21 protein-coding genes and 1 pseudogene are annotated in these 26,965 nt (G+C 72.0%); 17 read left to right on the top strand and 5 right to left on the bottom strand.

Going from position 1 to position 26,965, the window contains the following annotated elements; translation table 11 throughout:
* The first annotated feature begins 2 nt into the window (after positions 1–2).
* Positions 3–830, top strand: a complete 828-nt coding sequence (locus P8A20_RS34850) for a VOC family protein (RefSeq protein WP_306104938.1) — start codon at positions 3–5, stop codon at positions 828–830.
* A gap of 7 nt (positions 831–837) precedes the next feature.
* On the opposite strand, the gene P8A20_RS34845 is transcribed toward P8A20_RS34850, so the two are convergent.
* A complete protein-coding gene (locus P8A20_RS34845; RefSeq protein WP_371606695.1) occupies positions 838–1,377 on the bottom strand; it encodes a DUF6328 family protein in 540 nt (179 codons plus the stop codon).
* Positions 1,378–1,734: 357 nt separating this feature from the next.
* On the opposite strand from P8A20_RS34845, the gene P8A20_RS34840 reads away from it, so the two are divergent.
* Positions 1,735–2,121: a VOC family protein gene (locus P8A20_RS34840; RefSeq protein WP_147960638.1), complete on the top strand. Its 387-nt coding sequence runs from the start codon at positions 1,735–1,737 to the stop codon at positions 2,119–2,121.
* Positions 2,122–2,182: 61 nt separating this feature from the next.
* Here the strand turns inward: P8A20_RS34840 and P8A20_RS34835 are convergent, their stop codons facing one another.
* Positions 2,183–2,665, bottom strand: coding sequence for a GNAT family N-acetyltransferase (locus tag P8A20_RS34835; protein WP_147960639.1), 483 nt, complete (start codon positions 2,663–2,665; stop codon positions 2,183–2,185).
* 432 nt (positions 2,666–3,097) lie between these two features.
* On the opposite strand from P8A20_RS34835, the gene P8A20_RS34830 reads away from it, so the two are divergent.
* Both P8A20_RS34830 and P8A20_RS34825 read left to right on the top strand, forming a co-directional pair.
* Positions 3,098–3,697, top strand: coding sequence for a hypothetical protein (locus tag P8A20_RS34830; RefSeq protein ID WP_306104937.1), 600 nt, complete (start codon positions 3,098–3,100; stop codon positions 3,695–3,697).
* On the top strand, positions 3,694–4,233 hold the full coding sequence (locus P8A20_RS34825) for a hypothetical protein (RefSeq protein ID WP_147960641.1): 540 nt from the start codon (positions 3,694–3,696) through the stop codon (positions 4,231–4,233). The genes P8A20_RS34830 and P8A20_RS34825 overlap by 4 nt, the downstream gene beginning before the upstream one ends.
* Positions 4,234–4,311: 78 nt before the next feature.
* On the opposite strand, the gene P8A20_RS34820 is transcribed toward P8A20_RS34825, so the two are convergent.
* Together P8A20_RS34820 and P8A20_RS34815 are read right to left on the bottom strand one after the other, a co-directional pair.
* Positions 4,312–5,109, bottom strand: coding sequence for a tyrosine-protein phosphatase (locus tag P8A20_RS34820; RefSeq protein WP_306104936.1), 798 nt, complete (start codon positions 5,107–5,109; stop codon positions 4,312–4,314).
* A gap of 110 nt (positions 5,110–5,219) precedes the next feature.
* Positions 5,220–5,714, bottom strand: a complete 495-nt coding sequence (locus P8A20_RS34815) for an SHOCT domain-containing protein (RefSeq protein ID WP_147960643.1) — start codon at positions 5,712–5,714, stop codon at positions 5,220–5,222.
* A 444-nt stretch (positions 5,715–6,158) separates the two neighbouring features.
* Here P8A20_RS34815 and P8A20_RS34810 point away from each other — a divergent pair, with 444 nt between their 5' ends.
* The 5 genes from P8A20_RS34810 to rho all read left to right on the top strand — a co-directional run bounded on the left by P8A20_RS34810 (position 6,159) and on the right by rho (position 15,260).
* On the top strand, positions 6,159–8,543 hold the full coding sequence (locus tag P8A20_RS34810; protein ID WP_147960677.1) for an ATP-binding cassette domain-containing protein: 2,385 nt from the start codon (positions 6,159–6,161) through the stop codon (positions 8,541–8,543).
* Between the two features lie 166 nt (positions 8,544–8,709).
* Complete coding sequence (gene mutA / locus P8A20_RS34805; protein ID WP_306104935.1) at positions 8,710–10,566, top strand: methylmalonyl-CoA mutase small subunit; 1,857 nt, start codon at positions 8,710–8,712, stop codon at positions 10,564–10,566.
* The gene (gene scpA, locus P8A20_RS34800) at positions 10,566–12,800 is read left to right on the top strand and encodes a methylmalonyl-CoA mutase (RefSeq protein WP_147960645.1); all 2,235 of its coding nucleotides are present in this window, start codon (positions 10,566–10,568) and stop codon (positions 12,798–12,800) included. The genes mutA and scpA overlap by 1 nt, the downstream gene beginning before the upstream one ends.
* An 11-nt stretch (positions 12,801–12,811) precedes the next feature.
* Positions 12,812–13,801: a methylmalonyl Co-A mutase-associated GTPase MeaB gene (meaB, locus tag P8A20_RS34795; RefSeq protein WP_147960646.1), complete on the top strand. Its 990-nt coding sequence runs from the start codon at positions 12,812–12,814 to the stop codon at positions 13,799–13,801.
* Between the two features lie 319 nt (positions 13,802–14,120).
* Positions 14,121–15,260: a transcription termination factor Rho gene (gene rho, locus P8A20_RS34790; RefSeq protein WP_147960647.1), complete on the top strand. Its 1,140-nt coding sequence runs from the start codon at positions 14,121–14,123 to the stop codon at positions 15,258–15,260.
* A 72-nt stretch (positions 15,261–15,332) separates the two neighbouring features.
* Here the strand turns inward: rho and pgm are convergent, their stop codons facing one another.
* A complete protein-coding gene (gene pgm, locus P8A20_RS34785) occupies positions 15,333–16,979 on the bottom strand; it encodes a phosphoglucomutase (alpha-D-glucose-1,6-bisphosphate-dependent) (protein WP_306104934.1) in 1,647 nt (548 codons plus the stop codon).
* Between the two features lie 588 nt (positions 16,980–17,567).
* Here pgm and P8A20_RS34780 point away from each other — a divergent pair.
* The 8 genes and pseudogenes from P8A20_RS34780 to P8A20_RS34745 all read left to right on the top strand — a co-directional run bounded on the left by P8A20_RS34780 (position 17,568) and on the right by P8A20_RS34745 (position 26,954).
* Positions 17,568–18,743 carry a glycosyltransferase family 4 protein gene (locus P8A20_RS34780; protein ID WP_147961899.1) on the top strand — a complete coding sequence of 392 codons (1,176 nt, stop codon included), beginning with the start codon at positions 17,568–17,570 and terminating at the stop codon, positions 18,741–18,743.
* Complete coding sequence (locus P8A20_RS34775; RefSeq protein WP_147961898.1) at positions 18,740–20,218, top strand: sugar transferase; 1,479 nt, start codon at positions 18,740–18,742, stop codon at positions 20,216–20,218. Before P8A20_RS34780 ends, P8A20_RS34775 begins: the two co-directional genes overlap by 4 nt.
* A 3-nt stretch (positions 20,219–20,221) precedes the next feature.
* A complete protein-coding gene (locus P8A20_RS34770) occupies positions 20,222–21,583 on the top strand; it encodes an O-antigen ligase family protein (protein WP_147961897.1) in 1,362 nt (453 codons plus the stop codon).
* Entirely contained in the window at positions 21,580–23,196 is a 1,617-nt protein-coding gene (locus P8A20_RS34765; protein WP_147961896.1) for a lipid II flippase MurJ, read from the top strand. The genes P8A20_RS34770 and P8A20_RS34765 overlap by 4 nt, the downstream gene beginning before the upstream one ends.
* Complete coding sequence (locus P8A20_RS34760) at positions 23,186–23,956, top strand: polysaccharide deacetylase family protein (RefSeq protein WP_147961895.1); 771 nt, start codon at positions 23,186–23,188, stop codon at positions 23,954–23,956. The genes P8A20_RS34765 and P8A20_RS34760 overlap by 11 nt, the downstream gene beginning before the upstream one ends.
* Positions 23,953–25,105: pseudogene (locus P8A20_RS34755) on the top strand (glycosyltransferase). The gene P8A20_RS34760 and the pseudogene P8A20_RS34755 overlap by 4 nt, the downstream one beginning before the upstream one ends.
* The gene (locus P8A20_RS34750; protein ID WP_147961893.1) at positions 25,102–25,770 is read left to right on the top strand and encodes a YveK family protein; all 669 of its coding nucleotides are present in this window, start codon (positions 25,102–25,104) and stop codon (positions 25,768–25,770) included. Before P8A20_RS34755 ends, P8A20_RS34750 begins: the two are co-directional and overlap by 4 nt.
* Positions 25,771–25,787: 17 nt before the next feature.
* Positions 25,788–26,954 carry a GNAT family N-acetyltransferase gene (locus P8A20_RS34745; RefSeq protein WP_306105235.1) on the top strand — a complete coding sequence of 389 codons (1,167 nt, stop codon included), beginning with the start codon at positions 25,788–25,790 and terminating at the stop codon, positions 26,952–26,954.
* Positions 26,955–26,965 lie beyond the last annotated feature (11 nt).

The following is a 26,965-nucleotide window of genomic DNA, read 5'->3' as shown; positions in this document are numbered from 1 at the left end:
CCATGACTCCTGGCGATCCGCGGACCGTGCCGGAACCCGCAGTGCTGAGCGGTGCGAGCGCCCCGTGCTGGGTCCATCTGGTGACCCGCGACCTCGGGGACGCGCAGCTCTTCTACGGCGCCGTTCTCGGCTGGACGTTCCGCCTCGGACCGCTGGGCAGGGACTTCGTGATGGCGCGCTCCGAGGGAGTGCCGGTGGCGGGCATCGGCGCGGTCGCGTCCGCCTATCAGGTGGCCGTGGCCTGGATGCCGTACTTCTCGGTCAGGGACGCCGATGTCGTCGCCGCTCGTATCCGTGAACGCAGCGGCACCGTGGCGGTGGGACCACTGACGGTGGGACAGGGCCGCGCGGTGCTGGCCGCCGACCGGGACGGCGCCTCCTTCGGCGTCTGGGAGTGGACGGGGCGCGCCGCCACCCTGGCGCCGTCCGGGAACCGGGCACACGCCTGGCTCCGGCTGCGTACCAGGGACGCCTTCGACGCCGCGATCTTCTACGGCGAGGTCCTCGGCTGGGAGAGCGGGGAGCCCGGGGGCTGCGACATCGCCTACGTGAGGGAAGAGGTCCTCGTACGCTGCAACGGACGACCGCTGGCCCGGATCAGCTCCGGCGCCGTGGAGGCCGCTCCGGACCCGCAGGTGCGCCCGCACTGGCAGGTGCAGTTCCCGGTGGCGGACGTGGACGCGACGGTCCTCGCCGCCGAGCGGAACGGCGGCACCCTCATGGAGCGGCGCGCGGTGCAGCACGGCAGCGAGGCGACCCTGCGGGACCCGGACGGCGGGCTCTTCACCGTGACGGACGTACGCAGCCCTGCCGACGTCCACGACGGCTGAGCCGAGGTCAGGAACGCGGGCCGGGGTCCTGCGAATCCTCCGTGTCCGGCGCCTCTCCCCCGTCGGCCGGCTCCCGGCGTCCGCCACGGGCGATGGCCCACAGCGGGAACACGAACCAGCAGACCAGGAACCACAGGGCCATTCCGCCCACCAGCCAGAGTGCGGTCACGTTGTGCAGCGCCACCCGCAGGATGAGCAGCAGCGTGCTGCACATCGTGCAGAAGAGCAGACCGAGCCCCAGTTTCGTCAGTCGCGAGGCCCAGATCACCGTCTGCGGCTTCATCCGGCGTCCGGTGAGAAGCCGGTGGTACGACACCGGCCCTATCAGCGCGGCCGCTGTGGCCGATCCCAGCATCACGGTCACCACGTAGATGTTCCGGTCGACGGTGGACAGATCCGCGAAGCGGGGCTGGAAGACGACCGCGAGCAGGAAGCCGAACAGGATCTGGACGCCGGTCTGCGCGACCCGGAGTTCCTGGAGCAGGTCGCCCCACTGCCGGTCCGCCCGTTCCTCCTCGGTCTCCCGCCGTCCACTGCGCGAGTTCATTCCGGCCATGTCTCCGTCGGCCCTGTCTCTGCCGGCCCCGTCACTGCCCGCCGGTGTCCGCCCCATGGCTGCCTCCCCACCTCGTCGAGGTGGTACTGGTTCCCCGCGGATCCGCGGTGAATCCTGGGCCCCGCGTGGCCGGCAGCCGCGGGACAGCGAGCCCGCCGGTACTTTTCATGGTGGCAGGCGCCGGGAAAAGCACCACACCGGGCGGGCCGGAAGTCGACGCCGGCCAAGGGCCAAACCTCGACGCACCGTGACAACTCGCTTAAGATCGTCATACGGCATCGCGCGTCGGTCACCGGCTGGGTGAGGCGTGGAGGTAGCCCGTGAGATGCCCGTTGGAGGCATTCCACAGTGTCTGTCGAGTTGAATCACACCATCATTCACAGCCTGGACAACCGCGAGTCCGCGGAGTTCCTGGCGCACCTTCTGGATCTGACCGTCGGTACCGAATGGGGACCCTTCATCCCGGTCGTCCTCGCGAACGGCGTCACGCTGGACTTCGCGACCGTGCCCACCGAATCGATCACGGTGCAGCACTACGCGTTCCTCATCTCGGAGGCGGAGTTCGACACGGCCTTCGGCCGCATCGAGGAGCAGGGGATCGAGTACTACGCGGATCCCCACCGCAAGCATCCCGGCGAGATCAACCACAACGACGGCGGACGCGGGGTGTACTTCCCGGATCCCAGCGGTCACGGCATGGAGCTCATCACCCGTCCTTACGGCGGCTGGTCGTAGCGGTTGCTGCCCCGGCACGGACGGCCCGGCCGCGATCAGGATCGCGGCCGGGCCGTCCGGCTCAGGGGCCGCCGTCGACAGTGAGCAGCAGTTCGGGCCGGTCCCACATCACCGCGGGCGGACGGGCCTCGACGGTGCCGGTGCGCTCGGCGCCCACGCTGAGGTAGAACCCTTCGGCCGGAGGGTGCGCGACCACACGCACGGCGGTCAGACCGGCGCGGCGCGCCTGTCCGAGCAGATGGCCGACGAGAAGCCTCCCGATGCCCCGCCCCTGGGCCTCGTCGGCGACGAACATCAGGTCGAGTTCCGGCGGGGACAGCACCAACGCGTAGAAGCCGATCACCCGGCCTTCGTCGTCCACGGCCACATGGACCTCGTGCGCCTCGATGTAGTCGGGACCGACCTTGTATCCCTGGACCATGGGAGCGTAGGGGCCCTCGTAGGCGCCCGACGTGGTGACCAGACGGGTGAGCCGCTTGGCGTCGCGCGCGACGGCCCTTCTGACCCGGACCCCGCCGCGCCGGTCCGTCATGCTCGATCTCATCGGTCGAGTATCACGCATCCGGGGAGCCGGGCACGCACGGTCCTCACCGCCCGCGCCTCCCGGCGTTCCGCTCCCCCACGATCGCGTCGAGGTCGAACGCCCGGAGGTTCGGCGCGGGCGCTGCGCCGGGCGCGACAGCGTCTCGCGGATCTGCCGGTCCACCCAGGTCCCGAGGCCGACCCCCGCGGGTCTTCGCTCGGTCACCACACGTCCCTCTCACAACTCGTGACGGGCCGCACGGCCTTCGGCGGAGCACGTTCGGTCCGGCCATTTCCAGGATGCCGGGAACATTCCCTGCATGAACGGCGTGGAGGCGGTTACACGCCTGGTGCACGCAGCCCGGCCATACACCGAACCGGGCCCGGACCGGAAGGGGTTGACGAGAGTGAAACAGCACGACGCACCGACCGCGAGCCGACGGGGGCGTCGGCCATGACGACCGTGGTGATCATCGTTGCCGTGGTCCTGGTGGCAGCGCTCGCCTTCTTCCTCGTCCGCGGACGAGGCACCGGCGGACGTGGGCTGCAGCGCCGCTTCGGACCGGAGTACAACCGGACGGTCGCCCGTCACGACGGCGACACCAAGGCGGCCGAGCATGAGCTCTCCGAACGCGTGAAGGCACACGGCTCCCTCTCCGAGCGGCCCCTGCGACCGGAGGCCCGCGAGGCGTACAGCCGCCGCTGGGCCGAGGTGCAGGAACGGTTCATCGACTCCCCCAGGGACGCGATCGTCGAAGCGGACGCGCTGCTCGCCGAGCTGGCGCGCGACCGGGGCTTCCCGGACGGCGACAGCTTCCAGGAGCAGACGGACGCCCTCTCGGTCCATCACGCCGAGCAGGTCGACGGCTACCGCAGGGTGCACACCGCCGTGCGTGGCCAGGGCGGCACCGAGGAGATGCGGAAGGCCCTGATCGAGTCGCGGGCCCTCTTCGACGTACTCCTCGCGGACTCACCGGACGAATCGGCCCGGACGGACCGGCACGACGAGCCGGCCCGCGCGGACCGGCACCAGGCGAAAGGCAGTGCAGCATGACCGACCACACCGAGCGCACGACGAAGCACGTCCTCGACACCGGGTCCCGTCAGGGCGCCCCCGCGACGGGCACCCCCGAACGGGCACCCGTGACCACACCGGGCAGGACCCCGGAGACGGCGGCCGCCGACGCGCCGGGAGACAGAAAGGGCCTGGACCAGAAGCTGGGCGGCCCTGACGGCCTCGGCGTTCCGCCCGCCCCACGAACGGCCCCCACCGCCGCGCACACCGAGCGGACCGGCCGCCAGGAGGCCGTCGGCACCGGCTCGCCCCTGGTTCCCCGAGGCGACCAGGACAAGCTGTCGCAGCGCATGCAGCACGCGGTGACCGACTTCGTCGAGAGCCCTCGACGTGCGGTCGAGGAGGCGGAGAGCACGTTCGACCAGATCGTCGCCGGCCTGACCGAGGCCCTGACCGAGCGCAAGCGCGTCCTGCGCGCGAGCTGGCAGGAGCAGGACACCGAAGCCCAGACGGAGGAGCTCCGTGTGGCACTTCAGCACTACCGCGATCTCAGCGAACAGCTGCTGAAGATCTGAGCGCCGCACCGCAGCACACGGGCCCGGTGCCACGTCCTTCGACGTGGCACCGGGCCCGTCCGCGTCCCGGGCCGGCCGTCAGGCGGGGACGGCCAGGTCGGCGCGCAGCCGCTCGGCCACCGCCGGGGGAAGGCGCAGCGCCTTGGCGAGGTAGCCGTCGAGCCCGCCCCAGCGCTCGTCCATCGCGTCGAGGGCAGCCTCGAGATAGCGGGGCCGGGCCTCGATGACCGCGGACGCGATGTCCGGGTCCCCGCCCTCGTCGAGGAATCGGCGTACCGCGGGTCCGAAGGCGGTGCGCACCGCACGGTTCACCGCGAGGAACTCCGCCCGGACCGCCTCACGCGACGCACCCGCCATCATGAGCAGCAGGGCCGCGGCCCAGCCCGTCCGGTCCTTGCCGGTCGCACAGTGGAACAGCAGCGGCCTCGCCCGAGGATCGGAGGCGGTGTCGAGGAAGGCGCGGTAGGCGGCCGCGGCTCCCGGGGAGAGGACCATCTTCCGGTACGTCTGCGCGAAGAGATCCTCCGCCCTGCCCCCGCCGAGCAGAGCGGCTGCTCCGACCGGGTCACCGAGCAGCGCCTTGAGGCGGGCGGGTGTGACCCCGGGATCGTCGCCGAGCACGTCGGCGACGAAGAGCCTCGCACCCGCCGGGAGACGGTCCGGTGCCCATCGGCGCTCGTCCGCGGTCCGCAGGTCGACGACGGTCCGGATGCCGAGGGCGGCGACCGCCATGTCGTGTTCGGCGTCGAAGTCGCTCAGCTGTCCGGAGCGCAGGAGGATTCCCTGGCGCAGTCGGCGATCGCGCCCCAGGGCGATTCCGCCCAGATCGCGCAGATTGACAATGGTCGTGGCGGGGACGGCCCGGGCGGTCTGCACGATGAACTGCCTCTTTCCCGACAGACTGCAGGTCGGAATCAACGTCGCACGGCGTGCGCATATCGACAAAGGGAACGTGAGGTGCGGGGCACCGGCCGGCGCGGGGGGGATCAGTCGGCGAGAATCCTCGTCTTCTGCGCCGAGAATTCCTCGTCGGTGAGGACGCCCCGCTGCTTCAGGTCTGCGAGCCTCTCCAGCAGCGTGATGACATCGTCCCCGCCGTCCGCAGGAACCCTCTCGTGTGCCAGGAGCCGGCCGCCCGCCGCTTCGACCACCCGGGTGAGGGGCACCGACCAGAGGTCCTCCCACACGATCAGCGCGGCAGCACTCTCCTCGGGTAGGCCTTCGAGCGCACCGAGCTCGGTGATCCGGGGCAGCCCGGGCGGCCGGTCGTCCGGCGGATCGAAGGGGACGAGCCCCTGCGGGTCCATCTCCCCTCTCTCCACGTGCTCGACGGCGCCGCCTGCGGCTCTGCGGGCAAAGGCCAGATCGAGGATGCGGACCGCCTCGGACGCGACGGCCTCGGCCAGCACAGGCGCGATCGCGTCGGCGAAGCGGCCGCCGGGAAAGGTGACGACGAGGTACTCCACGGGTCCCACGGCCACGATGCGTCCTTCCCCTGAGGTTCTGGATCGACAGCAGCATAACTTCGGGCAATCAGTGACGCACTGTGAGAACCACTGACAGAAGGGATACAGGCGTGACCGCCGCACGCCCGCACCGGGCCGGCCACCGGGACCTGCGACCGGTCAGGAATCAAGAAGCGACAGCCTCCCGCCGCCCGTAGCGTCGACCGCATGGAGACCGAGCTTTCACCGCGTTCACCCGCCGCGGCCGACCACGGCGAGGCGCCGGCCCTCCTCCGCGACGTCCTCCGCACGGAGGTGCGCGAAGCCCCCTACGGCACCGGGCAGCGCCGCGGCCCCGCCCGGCCCGCACCTGATTCCGTCCCGGACGACACAGCAGTTCTGATAGACAACGACCGTTGCCGCCACAGCACCGGCGACGCCGACGGCAGCCGCCGCGTAACAGATGGGGAATCGACGAGCATGGCCACGAGGACGGACACGCGGGCGCCCGCGCCGCAGGCTTCCGACAGCCACGACCTGATCCGCGTGCACGGCGCACGCGTGAACAATCTCAAGGACGTCAGTGTCGAGATCCCGAAGCGCCGGCTGACCGTGTTCACGGGGGTCTCCGGCTCCGGCAAGAGTTCTCTGGTGTTCAGCACGATCGCCGCCGAGTCGCAGCGAATGATCAACGAGACGTACAGCGCCTTCGTCCAAGGCTTCATGCCGACGCTGGCACGGCCCGAGGTCGACGTGCTCGAGGGGCTGACGACGGCGATCATCGTCGACCAGCAGCGGCTGGGAGCCGACCCGCGCTCCACGGTCGGCACCGTCACCGACGCCAACGCGATGCTGCGCATCCTCTTCTCCCGTCTGGGCGACCCGCACATCGGACCCCCCGGCGCCTACGCGTTCAACGTGCCGTCGGTCAGGGCGAGCGGAGCGATCACCGTCGAGCGCGGCAACAAGAAGACGGTGAAGGCCACCTTCAACCGCACGGGCGGCATGTGCCCGCGCTGCGAGGGCCGGGGCGCGGTCTCCGACATCGACCTCACCCAGCTCTACGACGACTCCAAGTCCCTCGCCGAGGGCGCGTTCACCATCCCGGGCTGGAAGTCGGACAGCCAGTGGACCGTGCAGGTCTACGCCCAGTCGGGTTTCGTCGACCCGGACAAGCCGATCCGCCGGTACACCAAGAAGGAGCTCCAGGACTTCCTGTACGGGGAGCCGGTGAAGGTGAAGGTCAACGGGGTCAACCTCACCTACGAGGGGCTGATCCCCAAGATCCAGAAGTCCTTCCTCTCCAAGGACAAGGAGGCGATGCAGCCGCACATCCGGGCGTTCGTGGAGCGGGCGGTCACCTTCACCACCTGTCCCGGGTGCGAGGGGACCCGGCTCAGCGAGGGTGCCCGGTCATCGAAGATCGGGCGGATCAGCATCGCCGACGCCTGCGCGATGCAGATCAGCGATCTGGCCACCTGGGTCCGGGGTCTGGACGAGCCGTCCGTGGCGCCGCTGCTCACCGCGCTGGGCAGGACACTCGACTCCTTCGTGGAGATCGGCCTCGGCTACCTCTCGCTCGACCGGCCGTCGGGCACGCTGTCGGGCGGCGAGGCGCAGCGCGTCAAGATGATCCGCCACCTCGGTTCCTCGCTCACCGACGTCACCTATGTCTTCGACGAGCCGACCATCGGCCTGCACCCCCATGACATCCAGCGGATGAACGGCCTGCTGCTGCGGCTGCGCGACAAGGGCAACACGGTGCTGGTCGTCGAGCACAAGCCGGAGACGATCGTGATCGCCGACCATGTCGTCGACCTCGGCCCCGGCGCGGGTACGGCGGGCGGCACCGTCTGCTTCGAGGGCACGGTCGAGGGGCTGCGGGCCGGGGACACCGTCACCGGCCGCCATTTCGACGACCGGGCCGCCGTCAAGGAGACCGTGCGCGAACCCACCGGTGTGCTTGAGATCCGCGGCGCGAGCACGCACAACCTGCGCGACGTGGACGTCGACGTGCCGCTCGGGGTGCTGACCGTCGTCACCGGCGTGGCCGGTTCCGGCAAGAGCTCGCTCGTGCACGGGTCGATCCCTCCCGGCGAGAACGTCGTGTCGGTCGACCAGGGCGCGATCCGCGGCTCGCGGCGCAGCAATCCGGCGACGTACACGGGACTGCTCGACCCGATCCGCAAGGCGTTCGCGAAGGCCAACGACGTCAAGCCCGCCCTGTTCAGCGCCAACTCCGAGGGCGCGTGCCCCGGTTGCAACGGGGCAGGCGTCGTCTACTCGGATCTGGCGATGATGGCCGGTGTCGCGTCGACCTGCGACGAGTGCGAGGGCAAGCGGTTCCAGCCCGCCGTACTGGAGTACCGCTTCGCCGGTCGCGACATCAGCGAGGTGCTCGGGATGTCGGTGACCGAGGCCGAGGAGTTCTTCGGCGCCGGCGAGGCGCGTAACCCTGCCGCGCACCGCATCCTCGGCCGGCTCTCCGACGTGGGGCTCGGCTACCTCAGCCTCGGCCAGCCGCTCACCACGCTGTCCGGCGGCGAGCGTCAGCGGCTGAAGCTGGCCACCCACATGGCGGAGAAGGGTGGCGTCTACGTCCTTGACGAACCGACCGCCGGCCTCCACCTCGCCGATGTCCAGCAGTTGCTCGGCCTGCTCGACCGTCTCGTCGACTCCGGCAAGTCGGTCGTCGTCGTCGAGCACCATCAGGCGGTCATGGCACACGCGGACTGGATCATCGACCTCGGGCCCGGAGCCGGTCACGACGGAGGCCGGATCGTCTTCGAGGGCACGCCTGCCGACCTCGTCGCCGGCCGTTCCACCCTCACCGGCGAGCACCTCGCGGCCTACGTCGGCGCCTGAGCGAGGGCTGCCCGGCGCCCGCCCCCTGCGGGGCGCCGGGCTCCGCCTCCCCGGTCATGGTCCGAGGACAAGGCCGCCCACCCGGGAAATCCGGCACATTTCGGAGAGTGCAAGGTCACAGCCAGTTGCCCTGCTGCACTTCAGAGTGCTGACCTAGCATCTGAGCATGACGGTCCTGCCTGCTGACGGGTTTTCTCCGGCCGCCGAGTTCACCGACCCTTCCCACGATCAGTGGCAGAGCCTCGTCGAAGGCGTACTGCGCAGGTCGGGCAAGGACGTCGGGGGCGCGGCAGCCGAGGAAGCACTGTCCACCTCGATCGAGGACGGACTCACGGTCCGCCCTCTGTACACCTCCGCCGACGCGTCACCGGACCCCGGTCTTCCCGGCTTCGCCCCCTTCACCCGGGGCAGCAGGGCCACCGGGAACACCACGGACGGCTGGGACGTCCGCCAGCGTCACGAACTGGCCGATCCCGTACGCCTGAACGAGGCCCTGCTCGGCGACCTGGAGAACGGTGTCACGTCGCTCTGGCTGGCCGTCGGCGGGCCCGGCGGTGTTCCGGTCTCCGGCCTCGCCAGGGCACTGGAGGGTGTCCATCTCGACCTGGCTCCCCTGGTGCTCGACGCGGGTGCCGATCCCGGCCCCGCCGTGCGGGAGTTGCTGGGTCTGTACGAGACCCGAGGGCTCGCGAAGGAGGCCGCGCGCGGCAGCCTCGGGGTGGATCCGCTCGGGCAGGCCGCCCGTACGGGGGCGGAGCCGGACCTGGGCACCGCGGTCCACTGGGCGCTCCTGTGCTCCCGCGAGTACCCCGGGCTGCGCGCCCTGGCCGTGGACGCGCTGCCGTACCACGAGGCGGGTGGCTCGGCCGCCGAGGAGCTGGGGCTGTCGCTGGCCACGGGTGTCGCCTATCTGCGGGAGCTGACGGCGGCGGGTCTCTCCGTCGAGGAGGCGTGCGCCCAGCTGGAGTTCCGGTACGCGGCGACGGCCGACCAGTTCCTGACGATCGCCAAGCTGCGCGCGGCCCGGCGGCTGTGGGCCCGTGTCGCCGAGGTCTGCGGGGCTCCGGACGCCGGTGCGCAGCGCCAGCACGCCGTGACGTCGTCGGTGATGATGACGCGCCGTGATCCCTGGGTGAACATGCTGCGGACGACCCTGGCCTGTCTGGGCGCGGGCGTCGGCGGAGCCGAGTCGGTCACCGTGCTGCCGTTCGATCATGTGCTGGGCCTGCCGGACGCGTTCGCCCGGCGGATCGCCCGCAACACCTCGACGATCCTGATGGAGGAGTCCCACCTGGCCCGGGTGACGGACCCGGCGGGCGGGTCCTGGTACGTCGAGCGGCTGACCGACGAACTCGCCTCGTCCGCCTGGGCGTTCTTCCAGGAGGTGGAGCGGGCCGGTGGTCAGGCCACCGCGCTCAGGTCGGGCATGGTCCGGGAGCGGCTCGCGGCCACCTGGGCGGCCCGGAGCAGGGACCTGGCGCGACGGAAGGAACCGGTCACCGGGGTCAGCGAGTTCCCGGCGCTCGACGAGCGGCCGGTGGAGCGCGAGGCCGCACCGGTGGGGCCGTCCCGCGGCGGACTGCCCACGGTCCGGCGTGACGAGGCGTTCGAGACGCTGCGGGCCAGGTCGGACGCGCATCTCGCGGCCACGGGAAGCCGACCGAAGGTGTTCCTCGCCGCTCTCGGGCCCGCCTCGGTGCACACCGCCCGTGCCTCCTTCGCCGCGAACCTCTTCCTGTCCGGCGGCATCGAGCCCGTCCACGAGCCGGGCTCCGTGGACGCGTCGACCGCAGCCGCGGCCTTCGCCGCCAGCGGCGCGGGCATCGCCTGCCTGTGCTCGACCGAGGCCTTGTACGCCGAACAGGCCGATGAGGTCACCGCGGCCCTGAGGGCGGCCGGTGCACAGCAGCTCTTGCTGGCGGGGCGCCCCGCCGAGTACGCGGGCGCCGACGTCCATGTCTTCGCCGGATGCGACGTGGTCGCCGTTCTCTCCTCCGAACTCGACCGCATGGGAGTGGCGTGATGCAGACCCCCGAGACGACCGGGACCGACGTGCCCGTGGTGCCTGACTTCTCCGACGTCTCCCTGGCAGGAGGTACTCCCGAGGAGGCCTCCGAGGACCGGTGGCGCACCGCGGTCAAGGAGTCGGCCGGCCGGTCCGAGGACGAGCTGCTCTGGGAGACTCCGGAGGGCATCGAGGTCAAGCCGCTGTACACCGGCAGGGATCTGGAGGGGCTCGACTCCCTCGGGACGTACCCCGGCATCGCGCCGTATCTGCGCGGTCCGTACCCGACGATGTACGTCAACCAGCCCTGGACGATCCGTCAGTACGCCGGATTCTCCACGGCCGAGGAGTCCAACGCCTTCTACCGGCGGAACCTCGCGGCCGGGCAGAAGGGGCTGTCGATCGCGTTCGACCTGCCCACCCACCGCGGCTACGACAGCGACCACCCCCGGGTGACGGGTGACGTCGGCATGGCGGGTGTGGCGATCGACTCGATCTACGACATGCGCCAGCTCTTCGACGGCATCCCGCTGGACAGGATGTCGGTGTCGATGACGATGAACGGCGCGGTGCTGCCGGTCCTCGCGCTCTACATCGTGGCCGCCGAGGAACAGGGTGTGGCACCGGAGAAGCTCGCGGGGACCATTCAGAACGACATCCTCAAGGAGTTCATGGTCCGCAACACCTACATCTATCCGCCCGCCCCCTCGATGCGGATCATCTCCGACATCTTCGCGTTCACCTCGCAGAAGATGCCGCGGTACAACTCGATCTCGATCTCCGGCTACCACATCCAGGAGGCCGGCGCGACGGCCGACCTGGAGCTGGCGTACACCCTGGCCGACGGGGTGGAGTACCTGCGGGCCGGGCAGGCCGCGGGCCTGGACGTGGACGCGTTCGCCCCGCGCCTCTCGTTCTTCTGGGCGATCGGCATGAACTTCTTCATGGAGATCGCGAAGCTGCGGGCGGCGCGCCTGCTGTGGGCGAAGCTGGTCAAGGAGTTCGGCCCGAAGAACTCCAAGTCCCTCTCACTGCGCACCCATTCGCAGACGTCCGGCTGGTCGCTGACCGCGCAGGACGTGTTCAACAACGTGACGCGCACCTGTGTCGAGGCGATGGCGGCGACCCAGGGACACACCCAGTCGCTGCACACCAACGCGCTGGACGAGGCGCTCGCCCTCCCGACGGACTTCTCGGCGCGGATCGCCCGCAACACCCAGCTGCTGCTCCAGCAGGAGTCCGGCACCTGCCGGGTCATCGACCCCTGGGGCGGCAGTGCGTACGTCGAGAAGCTGACGCACGATCTGGCGCGGCGGGCCTGGCAGCACATCGAGGAGGTCGAGGCGGCCGGCGGGATGGCCGAGGCCATCGACGCGGGCATCCCGAAGCTCCGGATCGAGGAGGCCGCGGCCCGTACGCAGGCGCGGATCGACGCCGGGCGCCAGCCCGTCATCGGCGTGAACAAGTACCGGGTGGAGAACGACGAGAAGATCGACGTGCTCAAGGTGGACAACACCTCGGTGCGCGCCCAGCAGATCGAGAAGCTGCGCCGGCTGCGCGAGGAGCGCGACGAGACGGCCTGCCAGGACGCACTGGCCGCCCTCACCGCGGCAGCGGAGCGGGACCCGGGGCCGGGCCTGGAGGGCAACCTCCTGGCGCTGGCGGTCGACGCCGCCCGGGCGATGGCCACGGTCGGGGAGATCTCGGCCGCGCTGGAGAAGGTGTACGGCAGGCACGCGGGCCAGATCCGTACGATCTCCGGGGTGTACCGCAAAGAGGCAGGAGAGTCCCCGTCCGTGGACCGCACACGCGCTCTGGTCGACGACTTCGAGGAGGCGGAGGGGCGGCGTCCGCGCATCCTCGTCGCCAAGATGGGCCAGGACGGGCACGACCGCGGCCAGAAGGTGATCGCGACGGCCTTCGCCGACCTGGGTTTCGACGTCGACGTCGGCCCGCTGTTCCAGACGCCGGGTGAGGTCGCCCGGCAGGCGGTCGAGGCGGACGTGCACATCGTGGGCGTCTCGTCGCTGGCCGCCGGTCACCTCACGCTCGTGCCGGCACTGCGTGAGGAACTGGCCGCGGAGGGCCGGGAGGACATCATGATCGTGGTGGGAGGGGTGATCCCGCCGGCGGACGTCGACGCGCTGCACGAGGCGGGTGCCGCCGCGGTGTTCCCGCCCGGCACGGTGATCCCGGACGCCGCCCACGACCTGGTCACGCGGCTCGGTGCCGCGCTCGGCCACGAGCTGTGAGCCGCTGACGGATGGCGCGGAACATCGACATCGACGCGTACACCAAGGGCGTGCTCGACGGGAAGCGGGCGTTCGTGGCCCGCGCGATCACCCTCGTCGAGTCGACGCGTCCCGACCACCGGGCGCAGGCGCAGCGGTTGCTGAGCGAGCTGCTGCCGCATTCGGGGCGCGCCCGGCGCATCGGGATCAGCGGGGTTCCGGGGGTGGGGAAGTCCACCTTCATCGACGCCCTCGGCACCCTGCTCACGGGGCTCGGGCACCGGGTCGCGGTGCTGGCCGTGGACCCGTCGTCCAGTCGTACGGGCGGTTCGATCCTGGGTGACAAGACCCGGATGGAGCGGCTGGCCGTGGACACGAGGGCGTTCGTACGCCCCTCCCCCACCGCGGGGACCCTCGGCGGGGTGGCCAAGGCGACCCGGGAGTCCGTCGTGGTCATGGAGGCGGCCGGCTACGACGTGGTGCTGGTGGAGACGGTCGGCGTGGGGCAGTCGGAGACGGCGGTCGCCAACATGGTCGACACCTTCCTGCTGCTCACTCTGGCCCGTACCGGCGACCAGTTGCAGGGCATCAAGAAGGGTGTCCTGGAGCTGGCCGACGCCATCGCGGTCAACAAGGCCGACGGCCCGCACGAACGCGACGCCCGCGCGGCGGCGCGTGAACTGGCGGGAGCGCTGAGGCTGATGCATCCGGTGGACGCGGCCTGGACTCCCCCGGTGCTGACGTGCAGCGCCAGGGAGTCGACCGGGCTGGACGCCCTGTGGGAGCGGCTGGAGCAGCACCGCACGCTCCTCGAGTCCACCGGGCGGCTGGCGGCCAAGCGCCGCGAGCAGCAGGTGGACTGGACCTGGGCGATGGTCCGCGACGAGCTGCTGGACGGCCTGCGCAGCCATCCGGCGGTGCGCACCCTGACTCCGGAGCTCGAACAGAGCGTCCGCGCAGGCGAGTTGACGGCCACGCTGGCCGCCGAGCAGATCCTGCGGGCATTCCGCGGCGAGAGCTGAGGGCGCACCGGGCGGGGGTGGTTCGCCGCTCCCCGCCCGGTCCCCGGTCCCCGGAGAACACGCACCGCGCTCGGTGACGACCTCCTTTCTCCCCCTGCCCTTCATCGCGTGGTATGGTCTGGTCAGCACACGTGAACGCCCTGATGGGGCGCCGGTGCTTCTCTTCCGCTGTTGCGCCCGTCCTTCGACGACCGGCGATCAGCTTCTCGCACCACCTCTTCCGTCCGGTCCGGGCCTCTCGTGCCCGTCGCACGAGGCGTGATCACGCCGCCTCGCCTTCGCCGGACCCCTCACACGCCATGTCCGCGAAAGGACCACCATGACCAGCACACTCGAACGCCCCGTGACCCCACAGGATCAGCCCGTCCGCACCGTCGGTGTCCTCGACACCGCGGCCGGCGGACACGGCGTGCTGCGCGTCGACGGGGCCTGCCCCTCCTCCCGCGACGTCCAGGTGACGCCCGCGCTGATCCGGCGGTACGGCCTGCGCAGAGGCGACCTCGTCGAAGGGACCTGTGAGCGCCCTCGCGCCCTGTCCGGGGTCGATGCCGTCAACGGCCGCCCCTCGCACACGCTCCGGGGCCGGCCGCACTTCCGTGATCTCACTCCCCTGCACCCCCGGGAGCGGCTGCGCCTGGAGCGCCCGGAGGGCGGTCCGGCCCCGCGGATCATCGACCTCGTGTCACCGGTGGGGAAGGGCCAGCGCGGGCTGATCGTCGCACCGCCGAAGACCGGGAAGACCGTACTGCTGCAGCAGATCGCCGCATCGGTCGCCGTGAACCACCCCGAGTGCCATCTGATGGTGGTGCTTTTGGACGAGCGCCCCGAAGAGGTGACGGACATGCGCCGTTCCGTGCGGGGAGAGGTGTACTCCTCCACGTTCGACCGGCCTCCCAAGGAGCACGTCGCGCTCGCGGATCTCGCCGTGGAACGCGCCAAACGGCTGGTCGAGCAGGGCCAGGACGTCGTCATCCTGCTCGACTCCCTGACCCGGCTGTGCCGCGCGCACAACAACAGCGCAGGCGCCGGCGGACGTACGCTGAGCGGCGGCGTGGACGCGGCGGCGCTCATGGGCCCCAAGAAGCTGTTCGGGGCGGCCCGGCTCGCCGAGGAGGGCGGTTCGCTCACCATCCTGGCGACCGCACTCGTGGACACCGGTTCACGCGCCGACGACTACTTCTTCGAGGAGCTCAAGAGCACCGGCAACATGGAGCTCCGTCTCGACCGGGCGCTGGCCGACCGGCGCGTCTTCCCCGCGGTCGACATCACGCCGTCCGGCACCCGCCGCGAGGAACTCCTGCTGCCGCCGGCCGAACTGGCCGCCGTGCGCGGCCTGCGGCGCGCCCTGCGCACGAGGGACGCCCAGGCCACGCTGGAGACGTTGCTGGACAGGATCCGCAGGACTCCCGACAACGCCGCCTTCCTCCAGCAGGTCAGGCACACCGTGCCCGACGCCTGAGCGGCAGGCCGGCCCGCTTTCCGCGTCCGGGGGTGCCGGACGCGGAAGGCGGACTCCAGCGCGCCCTGATACTCAGCCCGTGGCACCCAGGGCGTCGGAGACCAGGGCGCGGGCCTCGTCCTGGACCTCTGCCAGGTGCTCGGCCCCCTGGAAGCTCTCCGCGTACACCTTGTAGACGTCCTCCGTGCCCGACGGGCGCGCGGCGAACCACGCGCTGTCGGTGCAGACCTTGAGTCCTCCGAGGGCCGCGCCGTTGCCGGGCGCCTCCGTGAGGACGGCCGTGATCGGTTCGCCGGCCAGCGTGTCGGCCGTGACCTGCTCGGGGGAGAGCCGGGCCAGCACCGCCTTCTCCTCACGGGTCGCCGGGGCGTCGACCCGGGCATAGGCGGGATCCCCGAACCTGGCGGTGAGTTCACCGTAGTGCTGCGAGGGGGTGGAGCCGGTGACGGCGGTGATCTCGGAGGCGAGCAGGGCGAGCAGGATTCCGTCCTTGTCGGTGGTCCACACCCGGCCGTCTCGGCGCAGGAAGGACGCGCCCGCGGACTCCTCGCCGCCGAATCCCAGCGTGCCGCCGAAGAGACCGTCGACAAACCACTTGAAGCCCACCGGGACCTCGACCAACTGCCGTCCCAGATCGGCGGCGACGCGGTCGATCATGGAGGAGGAGACCAGGGTCTTGCCGATGCCGGCAGCGGCGGGCCATCCCTCGCGGTGCGCGTAGAGGTAGCGGATCGCGACGGCGAGGTAGTGGTTGGGGTTCATCAGTCCGCCGTCGGGCGTGACGATGCCGTGCCGGTCGGCGTCGGCGTCGTTGCCGGTGGCGATGGTGTAGGCGTCGCGGCGCTCGATCAAGGAGGCCATGGCGTACGGCGAGGAGCAGTCCATGCGGATCTTGCCGTCCCAGTCCAGCGTCATGAAACGCCAGGTGGGGTCGGCGAGCGGGTTGACCACGGTGAGGTCGAGCCGGTGGCGTTCGGCGATGCGCCCCCAGTAGGCGACCGAGGCGCCGCCCAGCGGGTCGGCACCGATCCGGATCCCGGCATCACGGACGGCGTCCAGGTCGAGGACCGCGGGGAGGTCGTCGACGTAACCGGTCAGGAAGTCATGCCGTCCGGTGGTGTCCGCGGCGAGCGCCCGGGCGTAAGGGATCCTCCGGACCTCCTTCAGCCCGCCCTCGATCAGGGCGTTGGCCCGGTCCTGGATCCAGGAGGTGGCGTCCGATCCGGCCGGACCGCCGTGCGGCGGGTTGTACTTGAACCCGCCGTCGGCGGGCGGGTTGTGGGAGGGCGTGACGACGATGCCGTCGGCAAGACCGGCCGAGCGGTCACGGTTGTACGTCAGGATCGCGTGCGAGACGGCCGGGGTGGGGGTGTAGCCGTCGTCACTGTCGATCAGGACGGTGGCGCCGTTGGCCGCCAGGACCTCCACAGCCGTGATCCGGGCGGGCTCGGACAGTGCGTGGGTGTCGGCACCGAGGAACAGCGGTCCGTCGGTGCCCTGCCGCTCCCGGTAGTCACAGATCGCCTGGGTCGTGGCGGCGATGTGGTCCTCGTTGAAGGCTGCCGCGAGCGCCGATCCACGGTGCCCCGAGGTTCCGAAGGCCACGCGCTGACCGGGCTCGGCCGGGTCGGGACGGACCGTGTAGTAGGCCGTCACCAGCCGTGCCACATCGACCAGGTCGCCGGGCTGCGCCGGCTGACCGGCCCGTTCGTGAACCATCGTTTCTCCTCTGTACTCATCGGCCGTTCGCGGACCGCCACGGGGCGGACGATCATCACGAGTTCTACCCGATACTGCCCCTTCGGCCGCACGTGCGGGTACACCGCCCGGTCGGCAGCGGGTCCGGTGCACTGCGGACACCACGGCCCTGTCGGCGTGTTCGGCCGGTTCGCACGGAACGTTCGCGGACGGCAAAGGCGCCGGGGAATGCCGCCGGGACGACCGGAACACCCCGGGCCTGGAATTCGGTCGCTCAACTCGTCGACAAATGCGGCGCATTTACCGTTCGGCGTATCCGCGGCCCTGGGGATGCACAGAGACATACAGCCCGGCCATCATGCGACACCGCTGCGGACAATGGGAAACATTGCAGACTGACACGCCGCACGGTTCGAGGAACCGGTGGTCGGCGGCCTGTCCCGCGTCAATCCATGTGGACACGAGCGTGAATCTGCGTGTTTTCCCACGCACGGTCTGCAACAGTGCATTTCGGTTTTCCGTTCTACTCATCTGATCTCCGCCGCCAAACTCCTTGCCGCCGGTGTTCACCCGAACCGGCTCTTCGGGGCATGTGAAAGAGAGCCATGTGTGCTGCAGAAGAGTTGCACCGACAGAAGTCGGCTGACAGTCCTTCACCTGGTCCAGCCGGTGGAGGGCGGCGTCGCACGGGTCGTGACCGACCTGGTCGCGGCGCAGGTACGGGCAGGGCTCCGTCCCGTCGTCGCCTGCCCTCCGGACGGGCCGCTGGCCACCGGGGCGTCCACCGCCGGAGCCCGGGTGTGCGCCTGGCCGGCTGAGCGGGCCCCGGGCCCGGGGCTGGGACGGGAGGTCGCCACCGCGCACCGGCTGATCCGTGCCTGCGCTCCCGACGTGATCCACGCGCACAGCGCCAAGGCGGGGCTCGCCGGACGTCTGGCCGTACGCGGCCGGGTTCCGACGGTCTTCCAGCCGCACGCCTGGTCGTTCGAGGCTCTGGAGGGCGGGGCCGCCCGACTGGCCGCGGGGTGGGAGCGGTTCGGGGCACGGTGGAGCGACCGCATCCTCTGTGTCAGCGAGTCCGAGCGCGGGGCCGGACAACGCGCCGGCATCACGGCAAGCTGGTCGGTGATCCACAACGGCGTCGATCTCGGCCGCTTCCGCCCCGGCGGTGAGGACGCGGGCGCAGCGGCCCGGGCCTCCCTTCGTCTCCTCGACGGCCTTCCGGCAGACGTGCCGCTCGCCGTGTGTGTGGGACGCCTGAGCCGGCAGAAGGGCCAGGACGTACTGCTGCGGGCCTGGCGGACGGCGGCGCCGACCGGGGCACGGCTGGTCCTGGTCGGCGACGGACCGTACGGGGACGAACTGCGGCGCACCGCACCGCCCGGCGTGCTGTTCGCGGGCGCCACCGCGGATGTGCGGCCCTGGATCCACGCGGCGGACCTCCTGGTCCTCCCCTCCCGCTGGGAAGGGATGGCACTGGCCCCCCTCGAAGCCATGGCCTGCGGCACCCCCGTCCTGCTGACCGACGTCGACGGGGCCAGGGAGAGCCTGCCTCCCGGGCACCTGCCCCACTGTCTCGTGCCGCCCGACGACCCACCCGCGCTCGCGGCGGCGCTGACCGCTCTGCTGGGCGACCCGGCGCTCCGGGCGGAGCTGGGCCGCACGGCGCAGCTGCGCACCCGGTCGGTCTTCGACGTGTCGAGGACCGCGGGCGCGGTCCTGAATCTCTACGAGGAACTTGTCGGCCAGTCCCACTCCACGACGAGGAAGCGCACCGAGCGATGACGACGGAGAGTGCACCTGTCCCCCGGGCCGCCCAGGCGACCGCCGTACGGCGTGCGGCGACCGCGATCCGGCCACCGCGCAGCGGCGGTAAGGACACCACGGCCCCACGGCCCACCGCACGCGTCACCCGGCGGCGCGCCCCGGCGGCGCTCATGGCCGCCGACGCGCTCGCGCTCGGCGTGTCCGCAGCCCTGGTCGCGCCGGGGGTGTGGCCGCCGGCCGTCGTCCTCGTACAGGCTGCCGTCCAGGCGCTCCTGCACGCCTACCGGGGTCTCTACCGGCCGCGGTTCTCCCCGTCCGCCCTGGCCGAACTGCCCGCGCTGGCGTGGCTGGCCGTCGTGCAGTGGTACGTCGTCGCCGAGGCGGTGACCCTGTACGACCCGCGCCAGGCCGCGGGTTGGGCGGCGCTCGGCTGTGCGGCCGGTCTCCAGACCATGGTGGGCTGCGGTGCCCGCGCCGTGGTCCACAGGTCCCGGCTCTGGTCGGCCGCGCGCAGCCCCAGGTCGGCCCTGGTGGTCGGCGAGGGTCCGGTCGCCGACCGGGTCGTCGCAGTGCTGCAGGAACACCGGCGGTACGGGATGCGTCCGGTCGGCCGGGTGGCCGGCTCCGGCACGGGGGCGGAAAAGCCCCCAGGACAGGTACCGCTGCCCGTCCTCGCGTCGGTGCAGGACGCGGGCCGGGCGGTCGTGCAGAACTCCGTGCGGCATGCCGTCTTCACGGTTGCGCCCGAGGCGGTGCCCGACGGGGCGGAGCTCCTCGCCCTGTTCACGCGGCACGGCTGCCAGGTGTGGCTGATCACCGATCAGGGCGCGGTCACGCGGGGCCGGACGACGGGCAGACCGGACCATGTGTGGGGTTTCGCGGCGCAGTCGCTGTCCGCCGGACCTCACCGGCCGGTGGCGCACCGGGTGAAGCGGGTCATGGACGCGGTGCTGGCCGCGCTCGCCCTGGTCGTGGTGTCACCGGTGCTGGCCGCCTGCGCGCTCGCCGTCCGCGTGTCCGACGGCCCAGGTGTCATCTTCCACCAGGAGCGGATCGGCGAGCACGGGCGGCCGTTCGTCCTGCTGAAGTTCCGGACCCTGCGACCCGCCGACGCACATGAGTCGGCCACCCGGTGGAACGTGTCGGAGGACCGGCGCATGAGCCGCGTGGGCAGGATGCTGCGCAGGACCTCGCTCGACGAGCTGCCGCAGCTGTGGAACGTCGTGCGGGGCGACATGAGCCTGGTCGGGCCGCGCCCCGAACGCCCCTATTTCGTCCAGCAGTTCAGCCGCATGCACCCCGGGTACCGGGCCCGGCACCGGATGCCCGTCGGCATCACGGGACTGGCGCAGGTGCACGGGCTGCGCGGCGACACCTCGATCGAGGACCGCGCCCGCTTCGACAACCGGTACATCGAGACATGGTCGCTGTGGCAGGACCTGTGCGTACTGGCGCGCACGGCCGGCTCGGTGTTCCGGCTCGGAGGCAGCTGAACCGTGGCACTCACCGTAACCGCGGCGCCCGCCGTTCCCGCCGTCAGGGAGGAGGCACCCACGCGCGGGTGGACCCACCGGTGGCAGGTACTGCCGCTGATCGCGACGGTCCTGTTCGTGGCCCTGCCGGGCGACGGCGCGGGGGCCGGGACCGTGTTCGGCGTACCTGCGGCGGATCTCCTCTCGGGTGTGGCCGTCCTCGTCTGTGCGGGCCTTCTGCTCCACCGGCGGCGTCGTCCGCTCTCCCCGGCCGCGGCGGTGGTGCTGGGCCTGCCGGCCGTGGGCCTCGCCCTGGCCACGGTCACCGCCGCTGACCCGGTGGCGGCGCTGCCCGGGTTCGTGCGGTACCTGCAGATCTTCGTGCTGGTGCCGGCCGCCGTGCTGTTGCTGGTCAGGGACGCTCAGGGGTTCCGGACCGTCGCGGGCACGCTCGTCCTGCTCGCGGTCGTCGAGGGGGCGACGGGTGTCCACCAGTACGTCACCGGCTCCGGCGCCTCGTACATGGGCGAGGACATCCGCGCGGTCGGCACGTTCGGCCCCGGCGACGTGATGGGGATGGCCACGGTGGTCGGCTACGGCCTGGTGGCGGCCACCGCGTACGCGCTCCGGGCGCCCGCCGGCACGCCTCGCCGGCTGAGGCCGTGGGCTCCGGTGACCGCCGCTCTGCTGGTGGTCCCGCTCACCCTGTCCTTCAGCCGGGGGGCGTGGATCGCGACAGCGGCGGGGGCCCTCGCCGTGATCGCGCTGACCGGGCTCCGGCAGGCCGTCCGCGCGCTGGCCGTGCTGGGCGCCGCCGGAGTCGTCCTGGTCGGTGGTTTCGGCGTCGGGTCCGAGATGATCTCGCAGCGGCTGACCAGCATCACCGAGGTGACCAGCGCACCCGACCGGTCGGTCAACGACCGCTACACCATGTGGGCCGCCGCGGCGGACATGTGGCGCGAGCACCCCGCCACGGGTGTCGGTCTGAAGGGCTTCCCGGCACACCGGGACGGGCACGCCTCGATCGGTCTCTCCGCCGGGAGCGACACGGCGGGGGCCGGCCAGGAGTTCCGCAAGCAGCCCCTGCTCTCCCCCCACAACATGTATCTGCTGGTGCTCAGCGAGCAGGGAATCATCGGCTTCACCGCGCTGGTGGGCTCCTGGGCGGCTCTCCTGGCCGGCGGGGTCCGCAGGCTGATGCTCGCCCGGGCCAGGGGGGCCGCGGCCGTCGACTGCGGTCTCGCCGCCGTCGGACTGATGACCTGGCAGACGGTCGACTTCCTGTACGCGGACATCGGCGGCCCCTCCACCGTGCTGACGGGCATCGTGCTGGGCCTCGCCGCGTGGTGGGCGCTCGACAGGCCGGAGAGGACGGCCGGCCCGTGAGCGGGACCACCACGGACCCGGCCCCGGGGACGACGGCCGACAAGCTGTCCACGCCCGGGGCGCGGACGCGGCCGGGGCGTCTCCTCGCCCGGGCGGCGGGCGGCGCGGCGGGACTGACCGTGGTCGCCGCCCTGCTGGGGCTCGTCCGGGACCAGGCGATCGCCCGGCTCTTCGGCGCCAGTCATGCCAGCGACGCCTTCCTGATCGCGTGGACGGTCCCGGAGATGGCCGCCACGCTGCTGATCGAGGACGGCATGGCGCTGCTGCTCGTCCCGGCGTTCAGCCTGGCGCTGACCCGGCGGGCCGCCGGCGGCCATACGCAGGACCCGGTCCGCGCACTCGTGGCCGACACCCTCCCCAGGCTGTTCGCCGCGCTCGCGTGCGCGGGCGGACTGCTGGTCTGGGGCGCGCCCTGGGCCGTCGGCGTCCTGGCACCGGGACTGGACGATCCCCGGCTCGCGGTGGACTGCACACGGCTGACGGCGGTCACGGTGCTCACCTTCGGGATCACGGGGTACTTCAGCGCCGCACTGCGGGCGCACGGCAGGTTCCTGGCGCCGGCCGGTGTCTACATCGCGTACAACATCGGCATCATCGGCATGACCCTGGCCCTGCACACCGTATGGGGGGTGCGCGCCGCCGCGGCGGGTGTCGCCGTCGGGAGCCTGCTGATGATCCTCACCCTGCTTCCCGCGTTCGTCCGGCTGATGCCCGGCCGGGGCGGAAGGCGGTCGGTCAGGGGGGAAGGCTCGGCACTTCTCGGCGCGACGGTCCTGGCCCCGGTGATCCTGTTCGTGGTGAGCCGTCAGTCTCAGGTCTTCGTCGAGCGGTTCCTCGCCTCGTCCCTGCCGGACGGGGCCATCTCACATCTCAACTACGCGCAGAAGGTCGCGCAGCTGCCGATGGTGCTGTCCATGATGATCTGCACGGTGACCTTCCCCGTCGTCGCGCGGGCCATGGCGGCCGGGGACCGGGAAGGGGCCAGGCGGCGGGTCGAACGTGACCTCGCCCTGGCCGGCACCGTGGTGCTGCTGGGCACGGCGGCGGTCCTCGGCTGTGCGCCCCGGATCGTCGAAGTCCTCTTCCAACGGGGTGCCTTCGACGCCGCGGACACCGCCGCCACGGCGGGTGTGATGCGGGTCTACGCACTCGGTCTGCTCGGCCACACCCTGGTCGGCGCGCTGTGCCGGCCGTTCTTCTCGGCGGGTCGGCCCACCTGGTACCCGCTCGGCGCGATGGGCGCCGGTCTCCTGGTCACCACAGTCGCCGGTCTGCTCCTGACCGGCCCGTTCGGCGTCGAAGGCATCGCGGCCGCCAACGCCGTCGGCATCAGCACGGCCGCCCTGCTGATGCTGCTGGGACTGGGCACGCGAGCGGTCGCCGTGCGGCCCCGGGCGGTCGCGCTCTCCCTCGCACGCCCGGTGGCCGCCGCGGCGGTCGCGGCGGCGGCGGGCCGGCTGGCCACGGACCTGGTGCCGGGGCCGGTTTCCGGGCTGGCGGCCGGCTGCCTCCTCGTACCCCTGGCGTTCCTGCTCACCGGACTCGCGCTCCGGGCCCCCGAAGCAGTCCATCTGCTGGCACTCATCCGACAGAGGTTCCCCCATGGCCGCTGACACCTCGCCACCCCGTGCCCGTACGCTGCCGGTCCGGTCCCGGCCGTGGATCCTGACCTACCACTCGGTGAGCGATCCGGCGGACGACCCGTACGGCATCACCGTCTCCGCGGACCGCCTCGACGAGCAGCTGACCTGGCTGCGCCGCCGGGGCCTGACCGGCGTGGGAACCGCGACGCTGCTGCGCGCGCGAGCCGCCGGTGAGCGCGGGCTGGTCGGGCTCACGTTCGACGACGGGTACGCGGACTTCCTCGACGAGGCGCTTCCGGTGCTGCTCGCCCACGGCTGCACCGCGACGGTGTTCGTCCTGCCAGGGAGGCCCGGCGGCTCTAACGTCTGGGACCCCCTCGGCCCGCGCAGGCCGCTCCTGACCGAGGAGGGCGTCCGTACCGTCGCCGCCGCGGGGATGGAGATCGGCTCGCACGGGCTGCTCCACCGGGATCTGACGGAGCTGTCCGACGACGAGCTGCGCCGGGAGACCCACGGCAGCCGGGAGGAACTCCGCCGCGTCACCGGCCGGGCGCCTTCCGGTTTCTGCTATCCGTACGGCTTCGCCGACCGGCGGGTGGCCGAGTCCGTGCGTGAGGCGGGATACGCCTACGGCTGCGCCCTGGCTCCCGGCGCCCTGGCGGGACCGCTCGCCCTGCCCCGCACACATGTCAGCCACGCCGACCGGGGCGCGCGTCTGCGGGCCAAGGAGGTACGGCACCGGCTGCGGTACCGCTCGGCCGGGAACGCGGGCCCGGGTGAGGCCGCGTGAAGGCGCTGCACGTCATCACCGGGCTCGGCGCCGGCGGGGCCGAACAGCAGTTGCGGCTGCTGCTGCGGCATCTGCCGGTGCGCTGCGACGTCGTGACGCTCACCAACCCCGGAGCGGTCGCGGAAGGGCTGCGGGCCGACGGCGTACACGTCCGGAACCTGGGGATGAGGGGCAACCGGGACCTCGGCGCCGTGCCCCGGCTGGCGCGGCTCATCCGGCGCGGCTCCTACGATCTCGTGCACACGCACCTCTACCGGGCCTGTGTCTACGGCCGGATCGCGGCGCGCCTGGCCGGCACCACCGTCGTGGCGACGGAGCACTCGCTGGGCCGCGCGGAGATCGAGGGACGGCCGCTGACCCGCGGCACCCGTGAGCTCTATCTGCGCACCGAGCGGCTGGGGGCGGCGACGGTCGCCGTCTCCGACACCGTCGCGGGCAGGCTGCGCGACTGGGGTGTGCCTGGCCGCCCGGATCCACACCGTGCCCAACGGCGTCGATGCCGCGGCCTTCCGTTTCGACGCCGGTCTGCGGCGGTCCACACGTGCCCTGCTGGGGCTGCCCGGCACGGCCTTCGTGGTGGGGGGCGTGGGCCGACTGGTCCCAGGCAAGCGTTTCGACGTGCTGATCCGCGCCGTCGCCGCAGTCCCGGACGCCTGGCTCGTCCTGGCCGGGGACGGCCCGGAGGCCGCGCCGCTGCGGGCTCTCGCCACCAGGCTCGGGATGACCGGACGTGTCAGGTTCCTCGGCGAGTGCGGCGGCGTGGGCACCGCTCCCGGCATCCCGGCGGTGCTCAGCGCCGTCGACCTGTTCGTCTCGGCGTCCCGCGAGGAGTCCTTCGGACTTGCCGTGGTCGAGGCCCTGGCCGCCGGGCTGCCCGTGGTGCACGGGGTCTGCCCCGCCGTCGAGGACCTCCCGGCGGGCCGGGTGCCCGGTACGACCCGCGTCGGAGCAGCCTCCGGCGCGACCGATCCCACGGCCGAACTGACGGCCGCCCTGCGCCACCACGTGGAGGGCGGCGCGCGCAGGCTGCCGCCGCCCGCGGCCGTGGACCACTACGACATCCGGCTCAGCAGCCGGCGCCTCATGGACGTCTACGCACAGTCCGTCGGCACCGCCACAGTCCCCCCGACCGAGAGAGCACATCCATGACCGACTCGCCCGAGCAGCAGCCGACCGTCACCGGACGGCTGCGCAGGCTCCGCCCCGCATTCACACAGACCGGTTGGTGGCCCCTGCCGGCCTGCGTCCTGCTCGGAGCCACCTGCGGATTCTCCTACGGTGTGCTCGCCCAGCCCGAGTACGCCGCCACCAGCTACGCCATGGTCACCGCGGGCAAGGACACCGACCCGGCCGCCGCACTGGGTTACGCGCAGTCCTACGGCCGGCTGGCAACCAGCGACGCCACGCTCGCCTACGCCAAGGGAGCGGCCGGGGAGCCCGTTCGCGAACTGCGCACCCATGTGCGGTCCGAGACCTCCCCGGACTCGCCCATGATCGCGGTGACCGGCACGTCTGCCGACCGGGACCGTGCGGCGGACATCGCCAACGCGGTGACCGAGGCCGTGGTCGTCAGCAGCGGGCACGTCGCGAAGGACACGGGGGTGAAGCTGATCAAGTTCTCGCACGCCGTGCCTCCGGCCGATCCGGTGTCCCCCTCCGCGCCGCTCGGTACGGCCGTCGGCGCCAGTGCGGGCGGGCTGGTCGGCGGACTGGTCCTGCTCGTACGCCCCCGAAATGGACGACGCGGTGTCACCGCGCAGGTGCCCGGGCCCGCCCAGGGCGGCACGGCCGGCGAACGGGAGCTCGTGCGATGAACGATGCCCCTCGTGCGATGAAGGACGACCGCCGTGGACGGCTGACCGTCACCCTCTGCCGGGACCTGGCGGACTTCGCGGACCTCGCGGCGGAGTGGGACGCGCTGCACCGCCGCTGCCCCACCGCCACCCCTTTCCAGAGCCACGCGTGGCTCCATTCGTGGTGGCTCTCCTACGGAGTCCCCGGCCGGCTCCGGGTCGTGCTTGCGCGCCGGGACGGTCGTCTGATCGGGGCGGCTCCCCTGATGCTCGTCCACCGCCCGATGCCTCTGCTGGTGCCGATGGGCGGTGCGATCTCCGACTTCTTCGACATCCTGGTGGACGGCGAGGACACCCGGACCGCGGTCACCGCGCTGGAGCGGGGGCTCCACCGGGCCGCCTCGCACACCGTCGTGGACCTGCGGGAAGTTCGTCCCGACGCCTCGGCGCACCTGCTGTTCGATGCGTGGTCGGGCGCGCGGAGCAGCCGCACGGACTCGACGTGCATGGAGCTGCCCGCGGAGCCGATCGACGCCCTCATCGGAAGGATGACCGGTTCCCGGGCCCAGCGGGCCCGCGCCAAGCTGCGCAGGATCGACACGCTGGGCATCGAGTGCCGTACGGCGCCGGTCCAGCAGGTCGCGGGCGCGATCGGCACCCTGCTCTCCCTGCACGAACTGCAGTGGCTGGGCAGAGGCGTCAACCCGGAGCACCTGCGGCCGCGCTTCTGCTCGCACCTGGTGCGCTCCACCCGCCGGATGGTGCGCGACGGAGAGGCCTCGGTCAGGGAGTTCGTGCTCGACGGGGAGGTGGTGGCCGCCGACCTGTCCTACCGTTCGGCACGGCTGACCGGAGGCTATCTGTACGGTGTCCATCCCCGGCTCAGGGAGAGGAAGGTCGATGTCTCCACGATGCTGCTGCGCGAGATCGCGCGGGAGGCCGGAGGCCTGGACCGCGGTGTGCTGAGTCTGCTGCGCGGCTCGGAGCAGTACAAGAACCACTGGGGTCCTGTGCCGGTCGTCAACCGGCGTCTGCTGCTGGCCCGTTCCGGCCTGGCGCCGCTGCTGCGGCTGCGTGAGACGCAGCTGACCGTGCGGGACCGGGGAGCCGAGGCGGTGAAGTCCCGCGTTCCCGCCGCACGGGAGTGGCGCGGCCGGCTGAGCGAACTCCCGGCGACCGGAATGGCGTTCATCGGACGGACTTGAGCCGAGATGAT

The sequence above is a fragment of the Streptomyces sp. Alt3 genome (genome assembly GCF_030719215.1).
GTDB lineage: Bacteria > Actinomycetota > Actinomycetes > Streptomycetales > Streptomycetaceae > Streptomyces > Streptomyces glycanivorans.
Note: the sequence above shows the minus strand (reverse complement) of the source record. Positions and strands in the feature narration are given on the sequence as shown.